The sequence below is a fragment of the Woeseia oceani genome (assembly GCF_001677435.1).
Classification (GTDB): Bacteria; Pseudomonadota; Gammaproteobacteria; order Steroidobacterales; family Woeseiaceae; genus Woeseia; species Woeseia oceani.
The window spans coordinates 355,636-378,083 of the sequence record NZ_CP016268.1; the positions used below are offsets into that span (position 1 = coordinate 355,636).

Here is a 22,448-nt window from a genome sequence, read left to right on the forward strand (position 1 = left end):
TCATCGCGTCCCGGGCGCCATTACAGGGTTTGCAACGCACTCAACAGACCCGGCGGCTGCGCCCGAGTCAGAATGGCGCGAAGCCGCCGGGTTTACAGCCCGGAGCCGTCTTCGGAATAAATTACCCAGATTTTTGTATACCCGTCAGTTTCCCAGATGCCGGTCCATTCCTTCGGCAGGGTGACTGCTTCACCGGCATTGATGACCTGCACGGAACCGTCTGACGATGTCAGGGTGACGCTGCCCTCCAGGAAATACATGAACTCGTCCACGCCGTAAGGTTCGGTTGCCTCAAAGCGGCTCTTGCCGGCTTTGTACATGCCGGACGCAAACTTCTTGTCGCTTGATAACAGCGTTGTCACATCCAGAGTAACGCGACCGTCATCATGCTTCTTTTCAATCATATCCGGCCGCTTGAAGATATCTCCTGCTATGTCGGCCTTGCTCATCTTGGCAGGCAACACAACATCGTTATTCGCAGCGACCAATGTGCCAGCGGCCAAAATAACGCCAGCAACCAAGGTTAGTGTTTTCTTCATTACGTATCCTCTATCGTCAGGTCAGATGTAGGCAATAGTGAGAAATCCGACGGTCGTTATTACCGCAGCAATCAACGCGTAGGGAATCTGGGTTAACGCGTGTTGCATGGGTGTACAGCCGGTGGATTGTGCGGTCAGCACTGTTGCATCTGAGTAAAAACAAGCGTGACTGCCGAAAGTACTGGCAGACAAGGTGGCACCAATCACGAGCGACATGTCGGCACCGAGATTGTGTGAGAGCGTGGTGACTATGGGCAGAATGATGACGAATACGCCCCAGTTGGAGCCGGTCATGAACGACACCAGCCCCATGGTCGAGAAGATTATGGCCGGCAGCAGCTCCGCGGTGAGATACGGTTGCATGGTGGCGACAACGTAGTCCGCGAGCCCCAACGCTTCGTTCACATCATTGAGTATGAACGCCGCAACCAGCACACCCAACGGCTCAACCATGGTCTTGAAGCCGTCGATGACCGTGTCGAAGGTATCGTTCAGGTCGAGAATCCGGAATGCGAGGATCGCAATGACGGTACCCGCCAGCGTCACGTAGATGCCTTTGAGGAAGTCCTTGTCAAACCAGATGGTGAAGAGCACCAGCGCCAGCATCGGCACCAGGAACATTGCGATGCGGGGTGGGATGCCTTCCTTTGGTTTTATCGCCTTGTTGGCTTTATCAATGTGCGCGGCTTCCGGTGGCACCATCACGCCGGTCTCCTTGGCGCGTCGTTCTGCGGCTTTCATCGGCCCGAGCGCGGGCACAATACCGGCAACCACGAGCGGTACCAGGAAGATGGCTACCCAGGCATACAACATATAGGGAATGGCGCTGATGTAGACCGTCAGGCCCTCGCCTTCTTCGGCAAGACCGTTCGCTACCAGCAGTCCTGCGAAAAAAGCGCCCCAGGTGGAGAAGGGAATAATGACGCTGATTGGTGCTGCGGTGGAATCCACGATGTACGCGAGCTTTTCTCGCGAGACTTTGTACTTGTCGGTCAGTTCCCGCATCGCGGCGCCGACAGCCAGCGAGTTCAGGTAGTCATCAACAAACATCACGATGCCGAGACCCCACGTGGCCATTAATGCACCTTTCTCGGAACGCACGCGAGCTGACAAGCGCTCGGTGAAGGCCCCCGTCGCGCCGGTGCGGATCAGGATGCCGATCAAGCTGCCCATGAAACCGCAAACCAGAATGACCCACGCGACATCTTCATTCGTCATGACGCGAATGGAGGACTCGGCGAAGCCGTTGATAAATCCGCCACCGTGCAGAATTAGCAAACCGACGATGGAGCCACAGACCAGTGATTCGATCGGCCGTCGCGTCCACAGCGCGAGCGCGAACACGCACAGCGTGGGTAAAAGGGAAATGAAACCGGATTCGATCATGACTTCAGAAGCTCCTTCATTGCGCCATTGCTGTTAAGGCCAGGCGCGCCCGAGCGGATGTGAGATTGCACCATCTTGTGTCAGCGCCGGCTCAGCGGCAGTCGCAACGAGCCGCTTCCAGCCGATGACATGGATTGACGACCGCAGGGCCGCCGCCCTGTCGGCAGAGAAATCAAATGCAGCGCGCCTGGCATTACGGCGGAATTCATTGTTGCCCGCACACCGCCGAATGCGATGAACGAGCCGGACTGCCAGCGGCTGAGTGCCGTAAAACCCCGCATCGCTCATCATCAGGTGGCAATGCCGTTCGGCCGCCGGCTCCCGGTGGAGCCGTGCTGCCCCAGGGTTGGCCTGAGCGCGGAACGGTTAATGGAAAGTCGGCCGATTGCCATGCAAAGCAGTCTGTCTTACAGGGTAAGTCCGGTAAAGGCTGGCCAGCGCTAAGCATGCCAGACGTGTGCATCGAGCGGCGCCGATATTGCAACCGGCAGCACCGATACGAAAGGCGTGATGTGCAGAATTCGGCTTCTCGGTCATTCGCTATCCGGGAGACTTGCCCCGTTGGGCTATACGTTGTTGCATACTAGACGCTCGACGCGGTGGCCACAAGCGCAAGCAAGGGCGGCGCCGGCGCCGGTTGTAACACCCCGACTCTGCTTCTAGTATGCGTCACCCGTGTCAGAGCAGAACCTTTGAAGGATACGCTGTGAATGAAGTGACCCTGCCCAAACTCATCGCCACCTCCGTAGTGCGCGGCAGTCAGCAAGGCGAGAGTCATGGCGGCGTGTACACCATAGATTTTGCCAGGCAGGAGGCGGCGCAACGACTGGACTGGAACACGGCCGACATCGACTGGGAAGGCCGCGGTGCTGACCGTGGTTTGCGCGGTGTGGCATTAGACGGTGATGACATCTACGTGGCCGCCAGCGATGAGCTGTTTGTCTACGATCCCGATTTCTCGCCATTGCGTTCATTCCGCAATCGCTACCTCAAGCACTGCCACGAAATCTGTCGCATGGAGCGGATGCTGTTCGTGACCTCGACGGGCTACGACAGTCTGTTGGCGTTCAACCTGGACAGTGGGCAGTTTGAGTGGGGCTTCCACCTGCAGCGCCATGGCGGTAACTGGTCCGGACATACGTTTGATCCGCGTGGCGAAACCGGTCCGCGGCCGGTCAATGATTTCCACATCAACATGGTGCACGTCGATGGCACCGGCATTTATCTGAGCGGCCTCAAGACCAGGGCGCTATTGCACATCAACAACCAGATGCAGGTGTCTGTCGTTTGCGATCTGCCGGCCGGCACGCATAACGCGAGGCCCTGGCTGAACGGAGTTGTCTTCAACGATACCGCCAGCGACTGTGTGCGCTACGTAAGCCGCGATGGCGGCGAAAAAGCGTTCAAAATCGTGTCTTATGATGAATCGCAACTGCAGTACGCTGGCGTGGACGATACGAATATTGCACGACAGGCGTTCGGGCGTGGTCTTTGCCCGGTGGGCGAGCGGTTTATCGCGGCTGGTTCGTCACCGTCGACCATCACCCTATATGATCTCGCTACCAATCAGGTCGTGGGGTCCGTCAATCTGTCGATGGATATCCGCAACGCGATCCACGGTCTCGAAGTCTGGCCGTTCGACTAGTCGGGCAGGATGGGCTGCAGGATCTGTATGAGCTCATCCAGATGGTCTTCGTAGTTGCGCCAGAGGTTGACGGAGCTGGAATAGATCGGCCGTCGTACCTGTTCCGAGCTGGCCGTTTTCACAGCACGATTGGTTTCGTGGAAACGTAAGCAGGCTTCCTCGAAGGGCAGACCGCAATAATCCAGAAGCCGCGCCACCTGGCTGTCCAGGTCGGCAACGACGTCCTCGTACTGCACATCAAGTACAAACCCGGGCAACACGGCATGCCAATGATCCATCAGGCGTTGGTACTGCAGGTAGTATTCGCCGAGTTCGATCATGTCGTAGGTAAAGGGCTGCCCACTGGCAAACAATTGTTTGAAGGAGCCGAAGCAGCTGTCCAGCGGATGGCGTCGCGCGTTGATTATTCTGGCGTTGGGAAAAGCGAGTTTCATGACGCCGACGTAAACAAAATTGTTCGGGTTCTTGTCGATGAAGAAAGGCGCGCCGCTTCGGAATATTTCAGTCCGCTGTAAATACTCATCAGCGATTCCTTGCCAGTCCGCAGGCGTCAATTCGGCAAGCGTGTCCGGGAAGCGTGCTCGACGGTTCTTTCCGCGCCGCACGGATTGCACTGCGCGCGTCAAGTCACCGAGTTCGTGCGTGCCGTCCACCTGACTGTGGCTCGCGAGTATCTGTTCAATCAGCGTTGAGCCCGATCGTGGCAGACCAACCACCAGGACCGGCGTTATCTCCGACGCGGGTGCACCCGCATTTTTGGCGAAGAAATCTGCATCGAAGAGGTCAATGATCCGGTCGTAGGTGGTTTCCGTTTCGACGGGATCGTAGGATTCGCTGAGGCGCTGAATCTTGTTGCAGGCGGCGAAATTCTGAAATGCGGCGTCATAGTCCTTGCGTGATTCAAGCTCGAGACCAAGCGCGTTGTGCAACTGCGCCCGGGAAACATCGGGTAAGGACTCGTCGCGCAACAATGCCTGCATCGCGGCAACCTCCTCGTCTTCGAACCGAAACGTCTTGAGGTTGGCAAGGCTCCAATAGGCCTCCGCGTGATCGGGTTTGATCGCAATGGCGCGTCGATAGCTCGCGATCGCATCGTTCTGGTGACCGACAGTCTTCTGATGGTGGGCCATGGCGCACATGGCACCGGCTTTCTCCGGCGCCATCGCGATGGCGCGCTGATAGGCCTCAATAGCCTCTTCATGTGCGCCCGTCATGCCTATGGCGCCGGCGTAGGCCATGTACGATTCGGCATTGCCCGGTGCCAGCCGCAATACCTGTCTCGCGCTTTCCACGGCGTCGTCCAGCTGGTCCAGCTCCCGTTGCACGTTGGCGAGGTCGAGCCAGGCGCGCGCATGGTCGGGCGCGATTTCCAGCACTTTTTTCAGGAAAACCTCCGCATCACGATAGCGTTTGTGGTGCACGGCGATGCCTGCCAGCAGGCGGGCCGCCTCAACATGGTTCGGTTCCCGGGTGAGGATCTCGCGGTAAATCATCTCCGCCGATTGCAGGTCGCCATTCGTTTCGAAAGCCACGGCTTTCCTGAGCTCGTCCTCGAACGGTTTGCGGGTAGCGGCTGCCGGTTTCGCCGTTGCCGCCGCTTTTTCGAGTTGCCTCGAGCGCTCGAGTTTCTCGTGCGTCAGGTTCCTGCCCGGATCCAGTCGCATGGCGACTTCATAAGACGCGCACGCACGGCCGGGATCGCCCTTCAGCAGCATGAGATCGCCGTGAACCTCAAATGCAGGCGCAAAGTCGGGCGACACACGAATCGCATCGTCGATGTATTTTTCGGCGTTGTCGAACTGTTTCAGTGCGATGCTGGCTTGACCAGCGAGGCATAAAAAGCTGGCATCCTCTGGGGATGTGGCCAGAAATTGCTCACAAAGACGCAGGGTTTCGACAAAATTTCCAGTGCGGAGCTGCGAGAACGCAGCACCGAGTTTTTCGTTCTGACTCATGGCGCGACTTCAGCATAACTGCCGGGTTAGCGCCAGACCCTGAGCAGAGTTGCCATCGACTGACATAATACGGAAGGTCAGAAGAAGCTGGTGTGGCATCGAAAACCGTTTCGTCGCACCGGCGGAATGCGAGTCACCGTAATCTTCTCCCAGTGTGTACACTGCGCCCTTTTGCCATCCTTGCCGGGTTAACACTGGCGACGTAGCAAACGGACTGTGGTCTGGTAAAACATTGAAGACTTTCAAGAAAGCGGTACGAGAGAAAGACTTTGCAGTCACCGCGCAACTTTTTTTGCGGCCGGAGACCGACGCGCCGGCCATACAGCTGCAGGCCGACGTGCTGAAAGACGCGGTAGACGGCATTCTGCTGACCGACAATCAGTACGGCCAGTTGCACATGTCAACGACCGCGGCTGCGAGCATCTTGCTGGACTACGGTGTCGACCCGATCATTCAGTTGTCGAGTCGCAATCGAAATCGAATCGCGCTGATGAGTGATTTGCTCGGTGCGGCAGCGATGGGTGTCAGCAGTTTGTTGCTGGTTGCTGGTGAGCGAGCCCCTGACAGTTTTCAGCCGAAACCCAAGCCTGTCATGGACCTGACCGCGACTGAGCTGATACGCACCGCCGCGACCATGAATGCGGATGAAGATCTCGCTCACAAGCCGGATTTCTATATCGGCGGCATCGTAACGCCCGTGATGCCGAAGCCGAACTGGGCCGCCAGAAATCTGCGGGGAAAGATTGAAGCAGGCGCGCAGTTTGTCCAGACCCACATTTGCATGGACGTCGATCTGCTGTCTCGATACCTCGGCTTCCTGGTATCGAACAAGCTCATTCAGCAGACCAGCGTCATCGGCGCGGTGGCGGTGCTAGGCTCTGTCGAAGACGCGATCTGGATGCGCAGCAACAGACCGAACACGATGTTGCCGGATAGCATCGTTACAAGGTTGCAAGCGGCGAGCGATCCGCGTGAAGAAGGTATCCGTATTTGCGCCGAGACGATCAAAGCGATGCGCGCTATTCCCGGAATCGCTGGAGTGAACATCATGGCGGCGCGGGACCTGACGACCATCCCGGCAGTAATTGATGCGGCGGAAATACATGGCTGAAGACGTTCGCAGCATTCTCCGCAAAGTCATCCGGCTGATGCAGTCCAACAACAGCGCTGCGGCCGAGCTTGAATGCCGCCGCGGGCTCGCAGAGTGGCAAGACGATGTCAATCTGATTGCGATGCTGGGTGCGGTGCTTGCCAGCAAAGGCAACACGAGTGAGGCGGAGCAGCGATTTCGCCAGGCGATCAAGCTGGAGCCCGCATTTCCCAAGCCCTACGAAGATCTCGCTGCTTTATTGCTCTCACGCCAGGACTACGAAGGCGCAATTCAATTTTATCGCAAGGCGCTCGCGCTGAACCCGACGCAGGTTTCGGCGTTGCAGGGTCTTTGCGCCGCGTTGGAGCGCGCGGGCCGTTCTGCCGAGGCGGGCAAACTGCGTGAGCAGTTATACCAGTCAATGCCGGTCGCAAGTTTGCTGCAGGAAGCCGAGACCTTGCGGGTACGAGGCGCAAGTGCTGACTCCGAGAAAGTCTGCGATGCGGTATTGCGCCGCGAGCCCGAAAATACCGACGCATTGAGGGTGCTGGCAAAAGTGGCGACGGACAGCGAGCGCTACGCGGTTGCCGAGGGTTACCTCAAACGCATCGTCAGGCTCGCACCCGACAGGGCCAGCGGGTTTTTCGAACTGGGCCGGTTCCTGCGCGACCGGGGGCGTTACCCGGAGGCGATCGCCGAGCTACAGAACGCTCTGCGTCTCGCGCCTGACGACCCGGAAATTCACGCTTATCTTGGCAATATGTTTGGTGTTGTCGGCCAAACAGAGGATGCCTTGCTGGCCTACGGGAATTGTTTGGCAAAGTCACCTGATCATCCGGCAGCACTTATCGGTCGCGGCCACATTCTGCGCATGGAGGGACAGACAGACAAGGCCCGGCAAAGTTATGCACAGTGCACCCGAGTTCATCCCGGGATTGGTACCGCGTGGTGGTATCTGGCGAGTTTGCACGGCTATGTGGCGAGTGATGAAGATTGCCAGTTCATGCAGAAGCAGCTTGCGACAGGGGTTGTCGACCCGGAATCGGAAGTCGGGTTTCGCTTTGCCCTGGCGCGCGCGCTGGAAAACCGTGAGCAATACGATTTGGCATGGCAGCAATACGTGTTGGGCAATGCGGCCAAGCGTCGCCTGGTAAGTTACGATCCGGACAGGTTTGGCAGCGACAATCGTCGGATCAGGCAGGTTTTCTCGCGCTCGTTTCTTGCAGACAGTGCGGCGCAGACAGCAACGGACACGACCCCGATATTTATCCTGGGCATGCCGCGCTCCGGGTCTACGCTGCTCGAGCAAATTCTCTCGAGCCATAGCCGGGTTGAAGGTTGTGGCGAGTTACCCGCGATCATCAACCTGACATCAGGACTCGCCGCAAAAACGCCGGCTAGCATTCACTACGCTGAGCGTGTGGCAGCATTAAGCGCCGATGAGCTGGCCGCTCTTGGCCGCCGCTATTTGCATAACTCACTGGCCAGCTGTAGCGCAGGGTGTGAGTATTTCACCGACAAAATGCCGGCCAACTTCCCGCACGTGGGCTTTATTCACAGCATATTGCCGCACGCGAAAATCATAGATGCCCGGCGCAATCCATTGGCAACCTGTGTGGCCAATTTTCGTCAGCTGTTCGCGCAAGGCAAGAATCAGTCCTATGACCTGAATGAGCTTGCTGACTACTACCTGCAGTACGTCGAAATGATGGCGCATTGGGATGACGTGTTACCGGGAAAAATACTGCGGGTGCAATATGAGGATGTCGTGGCTGACCTCGATGGGCAGGTGCGCCGATTGCTGGACTTCTGCGGTCTGCCTTTCGAATCGGCCTGCATTGAGTTTCACAAGAGCCGACGTGCCGTGAACACCGCCAGCGCGGAGCAGGTGCGGGAGCCGCTCTATGCCAGCGGTCTCGATTTTTGGAAACACTACGAGCCGTATCTGGACGAGCTGCGGGCCAGGCTGGAACCCGTATTGTAAATCGATCGGGGCTGGCGGTGATGTTGCGCCGCTTATCGGCTAGCTGTTACTTGCGACAGCAACCTGGTCTGCGGGTACGTAATCAAAAATAAACGTAATGCGATCTTCCGTACCTTTGTTCATGACGGAATGGGTTTTCTGGTTGTTGATCTCGTAGGCCTGGCCAATTTCAAACCGGTACGGTCGGCCATCAATCATGAACCTGACTCTGGGGTTGGTTGTTATCGGGACGTGAATCCGGTGGCCAATATGGAACGAAGGGTGTTTGTCGTAATGCGGACTGATGACACTGCCAGCCAGTAATTTGGCGGCCATCGCGCGTATCACTGTGCCGCCGGGTGGATAGTGCTTCTCAATAAGCTGGTTCATCAGCGGCAGGGCGGTTTCAGCGAGACGCGGCCATCCCGGCTCCCGACTCACAACCAGTTCCGGCCATCGATCGAGATTGACGAACAACATGACGATCGACTGGGTTGCATGATGGACTTCGAACTCTTCCTGGCGGTACTTGTCCTCGTTCCAGGCGTCGTCGTCCTGGCTGAGGATAGCGTCGCGGAGTGCGCTGGAGTCAACGCTGCCGAGTTCGCGTAGGGGGGTGTCGATGTTCATGGTTGATCAGACCCGAAAGTCTTGCCTGCTGAAGGTTGGGGTTCGACTGTGCTGGCCGGTTGCAACGTATGCATTGTTGTACTCCGGCCAGCGAGGCGTAGCAAATGGCGTGTCACCGTGTGCTGTGCCGCTGCCGTGCACACTGGCACAGCAGCGCCGCGGCACTATTCGTCGTCGCTGCCCGACGTGTAGTGGACGTGCGAAATGCGCCAGCCATCGTCGGTCTTGAACCAGACATCGGTCTCGTGGGCTTGCTGGCTGCTCAACCTGTTGCCCGGGTACTCCGTTTGCACTTCGACCTGATAGGTTGCGATCGCGGCATCGCCGCCCGGACTCATCTGTATCCGGATATCCGAAAGCGTGTTCTTCCGGACGCCGCCGCCGGAACCGATCAGTTTGTACCAGCTGTCCCGGTAGGAGGTCAGCTTGCTCCGGCCGGAGTTAAACCACAAGGTTGCGTCGTCGGCGTAGTAGGCAAAGTACTTGTCCAGATCGTTCTGCAGGTACGCGTCATTGAACTCGACCACCAGCGCGCGGATCTCGTCCTCTGGTTCTGCCGCGGAAACGAAAGCAGGCAAGGCCATAAGCGCCAGAGCTGCAAACAAAGTCGAAACGGTACGGGTCATGTCAGGATTCCTGTCAGAGTGCGATGCAGTCAGGACATTGCCGTTGCGACAGTGGCTATGTCAACCGGGTTGTACGGGCCGGGGTACACTGCCTGAGAGTAGTGCCTTGCAAACAGTCGATGCCGGCCACTGCAATATAGTTTTTCGCAATTATTTAATAGTCGTTTGTCATGGGTGAATAATTCTCACGCCACACAAGAGCACAACTTTTTTGAGTTACCTGTAGGGTTCGCTAAGGAACTAGAATTGAAGGGAATTAGTACCTTTGGTGATAATTGAATCAGTACAGAAACGGTTATCATGGGTTTGATTTGTTTTCTGTACGTACCTAAGATACAAACATAAATTGCCCATACGGGCTATGACGACACTTCGGCTGGTTTTGCTGGTGCAACTCGCGCTGATCTCGGGGGAAACCATAAATGAATAGTCCGCACAAACTAATCTCGCTCACACCGGTCGCTGCTGCTGTAACGGCTGCCCTTTGCCCCGGCCAGTCCGCCGAAGCGCAGGAAGCAACCGGCAGGACGGACTTCCTCGAAGAGATTACCGTTACCGCGCGCAAGCGAACGGAGTCGGCACAAGATATTCCATCGGCCATTCAGGCTATCTCGCAGGAGTCGCTGGCGACGATGGGCGCGAAGGGCATGGAGGACTACTCCCGATTCGTACCGTCCATCAACGTTGTCTCCTACGGCGCAGGCTCCAGTGTGGTGGTGTTCCGGGGCGCCATAACCGGCCCCAGCTTCATCGGTCAGGCAACGTCATCGGTTTACCTGGACGAGATTTCTGTCACCCAGACCGGCTCGCAGCCGAATATCCGCACGGTCGATATCGCCCGGGTAGAGGCACTGTCAGGTCCGCAGGGAACCCTGTACGGCTCGGATGCGCAGGCAGGAACGTTGCGCATCGTTACCAACCAGCCGGTACTGAACGAGTTCGAGGCGATGTTCGACAGCGAACTGCGTGGCGGCAGCCAGAGCGATGTCAGCTACCGGAGTTCGTTGATGTTCAACGTACCGTTGGTCGATGACAAGCTCGCCATGCGCGTGGTCGGCTACAAAGATCACGACGGCGGTTATATCGACAACGTTTTCGGCCGGACGGCAGATTCGTACGGTTTTGGCGGCGAAAACAAGGCGCCGTCAGGGTGGGGCACGCTGGACAACAGCGCGTCGGTAAAAGACCGCTGGAACGACGCAGATGTCGTCGGCGGACGAATTCACCTGCTGTGGAACATGAACGACCGCTGGTCAACAACGCTGTCCTATCATCACCAAAGCACCGATTCCGGCGCGGAAAATTATTACGACCCCTTTGTCGGCGATCTCGAAACGGTCCGATTCCACCACGAGTGGCGTAAAGAAGATTTCAACATGGCGTCGATCAAGGTCGACGGCGATCTCGGCTTCGCACAGCTGGTCGCGGCCGTTTCCTACTACGAACGCAAGGCCGAGTCGCAGTTCGATAACACCAACTACGCGCACTACTGGGCAGCGCAGTACTGCCACGATTCCTCGTACACCCCGAATCCGGCCATGCCGTATTACTGGACCAACCCGGAGACAGGCTACCTGGTGCTGTTCCCGGTTTACTGTCAGGGCCCTACCGTTGAATCCGACTACCTCACCAAGAGTGCTGGCAAGTCGGACGACGACAAGCTGACGGCCGAGATTCGCCTGTCCAGCGAAGGCGAGACCTTTGACTGGATCGTGGGTCTGTACCGCGAAGAAAGCGGCAACGGGGCTTTGGAAGGTACACCATTTGCCGTGCCCACCACCGGCGGCGACGGCAGCAACGAGATTTACCAGAATTCAGTTTCCCTGCAGTACTGGGAAATGTACTGGTCGAATTACTACGGCACACCGACCACCTATCCGAATGCGCAAGCGCACTGGTACTCCGGCGGCCACACCGACTGGGAACAAACCGCCGTGTTTGGCGAAACCACCTGGCATATCAACGACCAGTGGGACCTTACTCTCGGTGGGCGCTATTTCGACCGGTCGAACGTTCGTCAAACCTGGGTGGATCACCCGGGCGGCCCGACCTGGGCGGACGGCGAACCTGACACCACTTCAGGCGATCGTGATTACCGCGTGGCAAACAACGGTGCGCCGCCCAAAGTGTCCGGTGGCGAAACCCAGTTCATTCCCAAGATCAGCCTGAACTACAACTTTGCTGACAACAAGATGGTCTATGCCTTGTACACACGGGGTCTGCGTCAGGGCGGTGTGAACAACATCCGCGGCGAACCGTTCTTCCCGCGGGCGTACGAGTCGGACATCATGGATAACTACGAAGTCGGCTACAAATCGACCTTTGGTCAGGGCAGAGGTCGCTTCAATATGACCGCCTACAACATGGTCTGGGACAAGTACCAGCTGAGCCTGGTCGACCCTACCGATCCGCCATGTGAAGTGAATGGTGTTATTGACTATGAACTGAGCATTGCCGGCGTCTGCGGCCAGCCGTACCAGAACCTGATTGCCAATGCGGGCAACGCGCATATTGATGGCGTGAATGTCGAGGTAGATTACGCACTGGGTGAGAACTGGACACTCGGTATGAACTACGAGTGGATGGAAGCCGAGACCGATACCGATCAGGATCTGACCGGTGACGGTGAGCCGGATCTGGTTGCCGGTTTGCGCCTGCCGCTGGTACCGAGTTCGAAAGCTGCCTGGTGGGTTGGCTACAGCAAGCCAACGCAGATGTTCGGCGGCACTGAATTCTCGGTTCGTACCCAGTGGTCTTACACAGGCGACAGCCTGACGATTCTGGACCCGAGAGGTCTCGAGGACCCGAACCCGCAGTTCAAGTCTCCTTCCTATGTCATTGGCGATTTGCGTTTCAGTCTTGATGCCGAAGACTGGGGTGTCAGCTTCTTTATCAACAACCTGACGGATGAGCGCGCGGTCTACACGACCGGCACCGGTACTTTCGAATGGGGAGCTGCGCAGACCGCCGAAGGTCGCGCGCATCACAGCACGCTCTACGTTGCCCGGCCGCGTGAAGCGGGCGTGCGTTTCTGGAAGGGCTGGGGAGAGTAGGTCCGGCCCGGACGTATTGAAGCTGCCGTGAAGCACAAGAACAAAGGCAGCGACGCCTATGACCGTGATCTCGGCATGGGCAGGCTGATTGAGCGCCGCGACTTCCTGCAAGGCGCGGCGCTCACCTTTGCCGCCGGTACGGGTATTCCGGCGCTGGCTTTCGGCGCCGACCTGGATGCCGCAATCGCGGCTCAGAATCAACCGGGGTATTACCCTCCAACCCGCAGCGGCATGCGAGGCAGTCACCCGGGCTCGTTCGAAGGCGCCCACGCGTTACGGGACAACCCCAAAGCCATTGCCGATGCTGACGACACGGGTGAACACTACGACCTGATCGTTGTTGGTGGCGGTATCAGTGGCCTGGCCGCGGCACATTTTTACCGCAAGGCTGCAGGCCCCAACGCAAAAATTCTGATCCTGGATAATCACGACGATTTTGGCGGCCACGCCAAACGCAATGAGTTCCATGTGAACGGCAAGCTCCTGATCATGAACGGGGGAACTGCCGGAATCTCCAGCCCGACCCCCTACAGCGCCGTTGCCGACGGATTGCTGCAGCGGCTCGGTATACATCCACTCGAATTGGCGGAAAGAACTTACGATCAGGACGTGTACCGGAAATACAAGCTGGGCTCCGGTGTCTTCTTCGATCAGGAAACCTTTGGCGCCGATAAACTCGTCTTGCAGCCTGGCGGGCGGCAACCCTCGGTCGAGGAAACGGCGGCTTTTCTCGCGCAGGCGCCATTGAGTGAGGCGGTCCGTCGGGACATTCTGGCCATAGAAACCGGCAACACCGATTACCTGCCCGGTTTGTCCGACATGGCCAAGAAAGATCGCTTGTCGCGCATGAGTTATGCCGACTACCTGTTGAATGTCGTTAAAGCCGATCCGGCGGTCATGCCGTATTACCTGCACCACACTGACGGTTTGTGGGGTTGTGGGATCGATGCCGTATCGGCACTTGATTGCTGGGGCGTCGGCTTTCCCGGCTTCAATGGCCTGAATCTGCAGCGCACAGCCACATCACGTATGGGCTATACGCCGGGCAAAGACCTTGAAACGGGTGGGTCCTACCGCTACGCGTTTCCGGACGGCAACGCGACCATCGCGCGCCTGCTGGTTCGCGACCTGATTCGGGGCGCCGTACCGGGAACGACAGTCGAGGATTCCATCGCCGCGCGGGTCAATTACGCCAAGCTGGATAACAACGGCAACGCTGTGAATATCCGGCTTTCGAGCACCGCTGTGCGCGCGATTAATTCCAAAGGCGGAGGGGTGAAGGTTACCTACCTGCGTGACGGCGAGGCGTACTCTGTCCGCGGCAAGCACAGCGTACTGGCTTGCTGGAACATGATGATTCCATTTATCTGTCCCGAACTGCCTGAACCGCAGAAAAACGCGTTGCACTATCTTGTCAAAACACCGCTGGTATATACCTCGGTGGCGCTCACGAACTGGCGTGCATTCGCGAATCTGGGTGTATCGCGCATTCGCAGCCCCGGTGGTTATCACTCCAGTTTCAGTCTCGATACGGTTATGGATATCGGTGACTATCACAGCGCGAAATCACCGGACGAACCCGTCATGGTGCACATGACTCGTGCGCCGGCACAGCCCGGTCTCAGCGAACGGGAACAACACAAAGCAGGCCGGGCAGAGCTGCTGACCACGCCATTCTCAACCTTTGAACGCAATATCCGCCGTCAGATGAACCAGACTCTCGGTTCGGGCGGCTTTGATGCAGCCAGGGACATCGCTGGTATTGCGGTCAATCGATGGCCGCATGGCTATGCACCCGAGTACAACTCGCTCGTTGATCCTGATGAAGGACTGCCGCTACTGACAGCGCGCGCGCGAGCCGGCGCCATTGCCATTGCCAACGCGGACAGCGGCGGCGGTGCCTATACGGATGTTGCAATCGATCAGGCGCATCGCGCCGTGACGGAGTTGCTATCGGCCTAGGGGCCGGACTATCTTTGTCGTAAACGCACTGAGAAAAACATGTCTTCAAAACTGGATATCACACGCCGGGATTTCCTCAACGGTATTGCTTTGGCTACCGCGGCCGGCAGCATGCTATCGCCCATGGATCTGCTTGCCGCGCAACTGCCGGCCGACTACTACCCGCCGCTAAAGACCGGCTTGCGTGGCAGTCACGCGGGTTCGTTCGAAGTAGCGCACGCCGTGGCCTGGGCGGGGCACAAGTACCCGACGCCCAAACGGCAAACCGATGATGTTTACGACATGGTCGTTGTTGGCGGCGGCATCAGTGGCCTGTCCTCGGCACTTTTTTATCATCAGCGAGCTGGCGCCGGCAAAAAAGTGCTGGTACTCGACAACCACGACGACTTCGGCGGTCACGCCAAACGCAACGAGTTCAATGTCGACGGCCAAACCCTGATTGGTTACGGCGGCAGTCAGTCGATAGATGGGCCGGGTCATTTTTCAGCGGCATCCAGTCAGTTGCTGAAAGACGTCGGTATTGTCACCGAGCGTTTCTACGACTACTTCGACCAGGATTACATGAAGAGTCGCGGTCTTGGCCGGGGGATTTACTTCAGCGCCGATGTCTACGGTCGCGACGTCACCGCGCCCAACCTGTTCCGCGGTGGATTCGGTGATGACTCCGCCGAGCTCGATGCAATCGTCGCGCAGTACCCGATCTCCAGTGAGTCCAAAGCCGCATTGCTGCGGCTGATGCGAAATGAGACAGACCCCAGGCCTGAACTCAGTCGCCAAGAGAAGATCGACTTTCTGGGCAGCCTTTCCTATACAACGTTTTTGCGTGCGTACCTCAGTATTCCGCGCGAAGTGACCGACGTTTTGCGGGATACCATACTCGGCTTGTGGGGTGTTGGCTGGGATTCGCTGTCCGCGCTCGAAGCCTACCGTTCGGGCATGCCGGGCCTGCAGCACATGGGTATCGGCGAGCTCGACGAGGAGGGCCACGAACGTGACGAGCCCTACATATTCCACTTTCCGGACGGCAATGCCGGGGTTGCGCGTTCACTGGTTCGAAGCTTGCTGCCCGAGTCGGTGCCCGGCAGTACGATGGAGGACCTGGTGACCGCGCGGGTCGATTACAGCCAGCTGGATCGCAAAGGACGGTCGACACGAATCCGCCTCAACAGCACCGCGGTCAACCTGAGCCATACAGTTGATCAACGTCATGTCGACGTGACCTACGTCAATAACGGCGATGTCTACCGCGTGCGAGCAAAACACGTTGTGTTCGCCGGGTACAACGCCCTGTTGCCGCATCTCTGCAGCGAGGTGCCGGCGGCGCAGAAAGAAGCCATCGACTACGCCGAGAAAGTGCCGCTCGTGTATACCTCCATCGCGGTCCGCAACTGGAAGGCGATGGCCGAATTGGGCTACAGCAATGTGTTCATTCCGCAGTCGAAGTACATGTATTCGTTCGGCCTGGATTTCCCGGTCAGCATGGGCGACTACTCATTCACGCAGAACCCGAACCAGCCAACTATTTTGCACGGCTCCTGGGTGCCGGCAGCGCCGGAGCAGGGGCTTAGTGCGCGCGAGCAGCACGTTGCCGGCCGTCGCCAGCTCTACCAGTTGACCTTCGATGACTTTGAGCAGGATATTATCGACAAGCTGTCGGGCGCGCTTGCGCCCGGTGGTTTCGACGCAGAACGCGATATTGCCGCGATCACTGTTAATCGGTGGCCGCATGGCTACGCCTACGAGTACAACGATTTGAACGACCCGGCGGGCTTTACTCCGGAGAACGGACCGCACGTTGCTGGCCGGGCGCAAATTGGCCGAATCTCGATCGCCAATTCCGATGCGTCTGCGTATGCCTATGTCAACGGTGCGGTTGATGCGGCGGACCGGGCAGTCAACGAACAGCTGCACACGGGCTGAAGGCGGGCGCATTTCGACGGCGCCACCCCGGTTCGGGGCGTATCCCGACTCCAGCAATCACCCATAATGCCGGCTTTCCTGCCGCGCACGTAAAGCGGATAGCGCTCCTGGGCCGGGCGGCCGGACCTGATATGGCCGCAGGCAAGCCCCTCGAATTGTCAATTTCGTCCTGACGTGGCTAGAATGCGCCTATTCTTGCCCAGATAGGCTAATTTATTCATGTCGACAGCCAAGGACTTTTTTGCGGCCAATCCGCATCTCGATTCCCTCGATCTGATGATCGTGGACGCCAACGGGTGCTTGCGCGGCAAGCGGCTACCCGCCGATGAGATCAGTGCGGCCATGGACAAGGGCGTCCTGTTGCCGCAGTCGCTGTACGCGTCGGATATCTGTGGACATACGGTGTCCGGCACGGGTCTGGGCATCGAGTCTGGCGATCAGGATCGGCTTTGCTATCCAGACCCGAAAACCTTGCGCCTGGTTCCTGGCAGCGACGGCCGTGCCGCCCAATGCATGCTCGACATGCAAAACGATGCTGGCGGGCCGAACGAGGCCAGCTCGCGTCAGGTGCTGCGCAACGTCATCGCCAGGTTTCACGAGCGTGGACTCAAACCGACTGTCGCGATCGAACTCGAATTTTACTTGCTACGCAGCCGTCTCGATCAGCACGGCATGCCATGCCCGTTGCTAGACCCGGTAAGTGGCACGACCACGACACAAACCCAGGTTCTCAGTCTGGATGACCTCGACGATGTCGCGCCGTTCATCGATGCGGTGCGCGATGCTGCGGCATTGCAGTCGGTGCCGGCTTCAGCCGCATCGGCCGAGTACGCGCCGGGCCAGTACGAAATCAATTTGCGTCATACCGATGATCCGCTGGCTGCCTGCGATGACGCCATCTACCTGAAACGCATTGTTCGCCGCGCAGCGAAACAACACGACATGCTTGCGACCTTCATGGCCAAGCCGTTCGAGCACCTGTCCGGTTCCGGTTCGCACATCCATATCAGTCTGCCGGATGACAACGGGGTCAATCGATTCGCGGTGGAGCCAGAAACCCTCAAAATGGCCATCGCCGGCCTGCAAAGAACCATGCGCGAGGCGATGTTGCTGTACGCACCGAATGCCAACTCGTTTCGACGCTACCAGGAAGGGTCGTACGTCCCCATGTCGCCGAGCTGGGGTTACAACAACCGTTCCGTGGCATTGCGCATACCCGGCGGTTCCGTGGACGCCACCCGGATCGAACACCGCACACCGGGCGCCGATTGCAATCCCTACCTGGCGATGGCCGCGGTACTGGGAGGAATTCTGTACGGCCTCGATGAGGGCAAACAGCCGCAACCGGCGATTGAAGGCAACGCGGCAACCCAGTGCGAAACATCATTGCCTACAGACTGGCTGACCGCCATCAACGAATTCAACAACAGCCGCTGGGCGGCTGACTATATCGGGACAGAATTTCAAACATTGCTGTCCATCATTAAGCGCGCGGAATTCGCCGAGTTCCAACGCCGTGTGCCGGCACTGGATATCGAGTGGTACCTGCATTCCGCGTAGTACCGCAATGGGAGAACTATCATGACCAACCGCAAGCCGCTACAGCCGGCAACTGCCGATGGCGCCAACAAACTGCACAATCTCGACCGGCTGCACCATCTGCATCCGTTTACGGACTTGCAGCAATACGCGAACAAAGGCGGTCGTGTAGTTTCACGCGCGGAACACATTTACATCTTTGACGCGACCGACAAAAAAATCATGGATGGTATGTCGGGATTGTGGTGTTGCAATCTCGGTTACAGCCAACCAACTATTGTTGCCGCAATAACGGAGCAGTTGCAGACGCTGCCTTATTACAACAGTTTCTTCAATTGTTCGAACGAAGCAGCGATCACGCTGGCTGCCGAACTGGCGGATGTAATGCCGTCGGGCTTCAATCGTTTCTTCTTTACCAATTCGGGATCAGAAGCGAACGATACGAACATACGACTCGTGCACCGCTACTTCGATATCCTGGAAAAGCCGCAGAAAAGAATCTTTATCAGTCGCAAGAATGCCTACCATGGCAGCACCATCGCCGCTTCCAGCCTCGGTGGTATGTCTGCCATGCACAAGCAGATTACCGGCCTGACCTACGTCGAGCACATTGAGCAGCCGTACTGGTTCGAGAATGGCGGCTCGAATACGCCCGAAGAGTACGGTCTGATCGCGGCTCGTGCGCTTGAGGCCAAGATCGATGAACTGGGCGAAGAGAATGTGGCTGCATTCATTGCCGAGCCCATCCAGGGAGCAGGCGGCGTCATTGTGCCGCCGACAAGCTACTGGCCGGAGATCCAGCGCATTTGTGACGAGCGCGATATCCTGCTGATCAGTGACGAAGTCATTTGCGGGTTCGGTCGCACCGGCAATTGGTTCGGCTGCGAAACGTACGGGATGAAGCCGGATTTGATCACCTTTGCGAAGGGCGTCAGCAATGGCTTTCAGCCACTAGGCGGCGTCGCGGTTAGCGACAAAGTGGCGAATGTCATTACCACCAGCGATGGCGAATTCGCGCACGGTTTCACCTACAGCGGTCACCCCGCCGCCTGCGCTGCAGGCATCGCAACGATCGCGTTGTTGCGCGATTCCGGAATTCTGGAGCACACCCGGCAACACCTTGGTCCCTATTTCCGGCAGCGCTGCCAGGAATTATCGGAGCACGCGATTGTTGGTGAGGTCCGCACACAGGGAATGCTCGCGGCATTCGAGTTGGTGAAAAACAAGGATTCGAAAGAGCGTCTTGGACCGGATGGGAGCGGCGCGCAATTTGCCAGGGACTGCGCGATAGAGAGTGGGCTGATGGTGAGAGCGGTCGGTGATTCGATTATCTCAGCGCCGCCTTTCGTCTGCAGCAACGACGAGATCAACATTCTTATCGATCGCTTGGTCGCTGCTCTCGATGCAGCCAGCGATGAGTTTGGTGTGCGCGGCTGAGAGATCACGCAGCGTTCAGTTAACGTCACCGCGCACGATCGAGTTGACCAGCGAAACAATTCGCCGCTTGTACCGTGAATCATCAGCGAACAGCGTGGGCCTGAACGCCGAAACGGTGTGCAGGCCTTCGAGAACAGCAATGGCGGTCAGCACGCGTCGCTCCAGCTCCTTTGCCTGGACGTCAGGTTCAAGCCGGCGGGCAAAGCCCAGTAGCGCTTCGGTAAAGGACTCATAGATTTCATCGCGTTTGCTGGCGATGCGACTGCTGGATTCCGCCACCGAAATGATCTGCGAGAAAAATACCCGCACGGTCGGGTCCTGGTACTCGTCTATCCAGCGACTGACGTAGTCGTCGAACGCCGCCTGCGGATCATTCTCGTCTACCTCCGACTCGGGATGATGCCGTCGGTAATATTCGGACAATTCATGGTCGATGACTGCCAGCCACAAGGATTCCTTGGTTGGAAAATAATAGCTGACATTGCCGTCACTGATATTGAGCCAGCTGGCAACGCTGCGCTTGTTCAGCGCGCGAAAACCGTTCTTGGCAATGATGGCAGACGATGCCTCAAGAATTTGATTAACCCGCCGGCTTCCCTTGCTGGTCAACTCGGTGCGAACGACCCCGGTAGTCTTTTCTTTTCCCATCTGACTCTGCCGCAGTTCTTGAGACCATTGCGAAGCTGATCGCAGGTTGTTTGCCGGTATTCGACCGGCCCATACTAGCAAGTTAGTGACGAAGCCGCCGTCAAATGTGCAGGCGCTGGGGAGTCGGCAGCGCACACCTGTCCTTGTCGCGATCGGTAATAGACACGCTACGATGCGCCTGATAGTCGCTGGTGCCGCAAGATGCTCGGCTTTGGAAGCTGACAAGGTCGGCTGCAGTCACGGCTGTCGCGTTGCAGTTTGCTCGCACGGCTCGCCGGTCGCTTCTTTAACCTGGCGGCGCTGGTAATCAATGAGTCGTTTGCCTTTCTCGTCAACAAAATGTTCCGCAAGAATGTCCAGCTGGCTCATAAGGTCGAGCCGGAAGTTTCTGAAGTCCTGACGCGCTTCGCACCAGCTCGCGAGCAGCCAGACCGGTCCGAAAAAGGCGAGGCACAGTGGCCGGACCGTGCGTACGGTCTTCGCGCCGCTCAGTGCCTGGTAGTGAAACGCGACTTTATTGCGCGTTCGAATGGCGTGTCGCAGTGATGCGAAGTCAATCGTAATCGTTGCCTTCGCCCGACTGGGCGGTGAGAACAGGGCGGTTTGCAGAATTTCGGCACGTAACGGCGCCGGCAGCACTGCCGTGATCTTATCGATCGCGCGTTGCGCTGCCCGTGCAATATCGCGGTCCCCCCAGCTGCCGACCATTTGCGCCCCGAGAGCCAGCGCGTCCAGCTCTTCAACGTCGAAGACCAGCGGTCGGACAGTGTAGGCACGATCCAGAACGTAGCCTATGCCCGCTTCACCGATGATCGGCACATTGGCAGCGCACAGGTCGGCGATGTCCCGATAGACCGTGCGGACACTAACCTCCAGTTCGGCGGCCAGGCTGCCGGCCGTCACGGCTCTTTGGCGTGCCTTTAGACACTCGACGATTCGAAACAGCCGGTCGGCTCTGCGCATGACGTCACTCCGTAGTTCAGCACTGTGTAGCGTACTGACAGCCTCCTGACAACACGCTGTCAGGAGGGGTGGCGGATGCTACGCGTGTTCCCACCTGCCCAGGAATGCCCGCCATGCTCACGCTTTATCATCACGCATTCTCCCAGCACGCACGTCGCGTCACCGCGCTGCTTGATGAGGCCGCCATACCGTATTCCATTCAGCACGTTGCGCTGAACGAAGGGGCGCACCTGCGGGCCGCATACCGGACGGTGAATGCCAACCGACAGGTGCCCACCCTGGTCGACGGCACACTGACAATCCACGAGTCGAATGCGATCCTGCGCTACGTGTGCAACAAGTATGCGCTGGTCGACTGGTACCCGACCGACCCCGAAACGCGGGCGATTGTGGATCAATGGCTGGACTGGAATCAGTGCCGCTTGGCCCCGCCAGTGACCGATATCGTATACAACAGGGTGTTCATGGGTGCCGGCGCCGATGCGGCGGTGATCGCCAGCGGTGAATCTCAATTAGCGGAGCTCGCCGAGATCCTTGCTGGCACGTTATCCAGCAGCCCCTATCTCGCAGGTAACGGGCCCACTATCGCGGATTTGTCGGTCGGCTCGAATCTCACCCAGCTGTTGCTCGCGGAGATGGCGATGGCTCACCCCGTGGTAGAAGCGTGGTACCAACGTCTGTCGTTGATTCCAGGGTTCGCCAGATCGCTGCCTAGCTAGTAGATGGGTCATCGCTTGCCTGGTGAGCGCGATTGAACGTGTTGTTGAATACATTGCCGTTGCTCGGGCTTTAGCGGGAGTCAGGAATGACCAAATTGACGTTGCCGGTATCAGTCCAGTCCGGTGCGAGAAAGCAGGGAACTTCGTTAGAGTAGGTCACTGCAAGAGGCCGGCAGTTTCACAGTATTTTCTCCGCAGAGGCCAAAAGCGGAAAATCGGCGAGCGGAACTCGATAGCGAACATTGAACTCGCGATGCGAGGCAAAAGAATTTGTGGCAGAGCTATTGATTCGTCATCCCGGAGGGCGGCCAGCCGGGCCCTCCCGTGCGTCTATCAACGAAAAAGCAGGACCATCACGCGTCGTTCTGCTATT

16 protein-coding genes are annotated in these 22,448 nt (G+C 57.9%); 9 read left to right on the forward strand and 7 right to left on the reverse strand.

Annotated elements, in window-relative coordinates:
* Window positions 1-92 precede the first annotated feature (92 nt).
* The gene (locus BA177_RS01610; protein ID WP_082989766.1) at window positions 93-539 is read right to left on the reverse strand and encodes a cupin domain-containing protein; all 447 of its coding nucleotides are present in this window, start codon (window positions 537-539) and stop codon (window positions 93-95) included.
* Between the two features lie 21 nt (window positions 540-560).
* Entirely contained in the window at window positions 561-1,925 is a 1,365-nt protein-coding gene (locus BA177_RS01615) for a Na+/H+ antiporter NhaC family protein (RefSeq protein WP_068612152.1), read from the reverse strand.
* A 706-nt stretch (window positions 1,926-2,631) separates the two neighbouring features.
* On the opposite strand from BA177_RS01615, the gene BA177_RS01625 reads away from it, so the two are divergent.
* Window positions 2,632-3,570: a hypothetical protein gene (locus tag BA177_RS01625; RefSeq protein ID WP_197493272.1), complete on the forward strand. Its 939-nt coding sequence runs from the start codon at window positions 2,632-2,634 to the stop codon at window positions 3,568-3,570.
* Here BA177_RS01625 and BA177_RS01630 read toward each other — a convergent pair.
* Entirely contained in the window at window positions 3,567-5,525 is a 1,959-nt protein-coding gene (locus BA177_RS01630; RefSeq protein ID WP_068612156.1) for a tetratricopeptide repeat-containing sulfotransferase family protein, read from the reverse strand. The two genes, BA177_RS01625 and BA177_RS01630, sit on opposite strands and share 4 nt — an antisense overlap.
* A gap of 232 nt (window positions 5,526-5,757) precedes the next feature.
* Between BA177_RS01630 and BA177_RS01635 the strand changes: the two genes are divergently transcribed.
* Both BA177_RS01635 and BA177_RS01640 read left to right on the forward strand, forming a co-directional pair.
* Window positions 5,758-6,636, forward strand: a complete 879-nt coding sequence (locus tag BA177_RS01635) for a methylenetetrahydrofolate reductase (RefSeq protein WP_068612158.1) — start codon at window positions 5,758-5,760, stop codon at window positions 6,634-6,636.
* Complete coding sequence (locus BA177_RS01640; RefSeq protein ID WP_068612160.1) at window positions 6,629-8,599, forward strand: tetratricopeptide repeat-containing sulfotransferase family protein; 1,971 nt, start codon at window positions 6,629-6,631, stop codon at window positions 8,597-8,599. The genes BA177_RS01635 and BA177_RS01640 overlap by 8 nt, the downstream gene beginning before the upstream one ends.
* A 39-nt stretch (window positions 8,600-8,638) precedes the next feature.
* Here BA177_RS01640 and BA177_RS01645 read toward each other — a convergent pair whose 3' ends face one another.
* Both BA177_RS01645 and BA177_RS01650 read right to left on the reverse strand, forming a co-directional pair.
* Window positions 8,639-9,208 (reverse strand): aspartyl/asparaginyl beta-hydroxylase domain-containing protein, encoded by a 570-nt coding sequence (locus BA177_RS01645; protein WP_068612162.1) that lies wholly within the window; start codon window positions 9,206-9,208, stop codon window positions 8,639-8,641.
* 164 nt (window positions 9,209-9,372) lie between these two features.
* Entirely contained in the window at window positions 9,373-9,834 is a 462-nt protein-coding gene (locus BA177_RS01650; protein WP_068612164.1) for a YybH family protein, read from the reverse strand.
* Window positions 9,835-10,256: 422 nt separating this feature from the next.
* Between BA177_RS01650 and BA177_RS01655 the strand changes: the two genes are divergently transcribed.
* The 5 genes from BA177_RS01655 to BA177_RS01675 all read left to right on the forward strand — a co-directional run bounded on the left by BA177_RS01655 (window position 10,257) and on the right by BA177_RS01675 (window position 19,745).
* Window positions 10,257-12,887: a TonB-dependent receptor gene (locus BA177_RS01655; RefSeq protein WP_068612166.1), complete on the forward strand. Its 2,631-nt coding sequence runs from the start codon at window positions 10,257-10,259 to the stop codon at window positions 12,885-12,887.
* A gap of 27 nt (window positions 12,888-12,914) precedes the next feature.
* On the forward strand, window positions 12,915-14,849 hold the full coding sequence (locus tag BA177_RS01660; RefSeq protein ID WP_197493273.1) for an NAD(P)/FAD-dependent oxidoreductase: 1,935 nt from the start codon (window positions 12,915-12,917) through the stop codon (window positions 14,847-14,849).
* Between the two features lie 39 nt (window positions 14,850-14,888).
* On the forward strand, window positions 14,889-16,769 hold the full coding sequence (locus tag BA177_RS01665) for an FAD-dependent oxidoreductase (RefSeq protein WP_082989769.1): 1,881 nt from the start codon (window positions 14,889-14,891) through the stop codon (window positions 16,767-16,769).
* Window positions 16,770-16,988: 219 nt separating this feature from the next.
* The gene (locus BA177_RS01670) at window positions 16,989-18,329 is read left to right on the forward strand and encodes a glutamine synthetase family protein (RefSeq protein WP_068612168.1); all 1,341 of its coding nucleotides are present in this window, start codon (window positions 16,989-16,991) and stop codon (window positions 18,327-18,329) included.
* Between the two features lie 21 nt (window positions 18,330-18,350).
* Complete coding sequence (locus BA177_RS01675; protein ID WP_068612170.1) at window positions 18,351-19,745, forward strand: aminotransferase; 1,395 nt, start codon at window positions 18,351-18,353, stop codon at window positions 19,743-19,745.
* A 15-nt stretch (window positions 19,746-19,760) separates the two neighbouring features.
* On the opposite strand, the gene BA177_RS01680 is transcribed toward BA177_RS01675, so the two are convergent.
* Together BA177_RS01680 and BA177_RS01685 are read right to left on the reverse strand one after the other, a co-directional pair.
* Complete coding sequence (locus BA177_RS01680) at window positions 19,761-20,393, reverse strand: TetR/AcrR family transcriptional regulator (protein WP_068612172.1); 633 nt, start codon at window positions 20,391-20,393, stop codon at window positions 19,761-19,763.
* 237 nt (window positions 20,394-20,630) lie between these two features.
* Complete coding sequence (locus BA177_RS01685) at window positions 20,631-21,356, reverse strand: helix-turn-helix transcriptional regulator (RefSeq protein ID WP_068612174.1); 726 nt, start codon at window positions 21,354-21,356, stop codon at window positions 20,631-20,633.
* 113 nt (window positions 21,357-21,469) lie between these two features.
* On the opposite strand from BA177_RS01685, the gene BA177_RS01690 reads away from it, so the two are divergent.
* A complete protein-coding gene (locus tag BA177_RS01690; RefSeq protein ID WP_068612176.1) occupies window positions 21,470-22,075 on the forward strand; it encodes a glutathione S-transferase family protein in 606 nt (201 codons plus the stop codon).
* Window positions 22,076-22,448 lie beyond the last annotated feature (373 nt).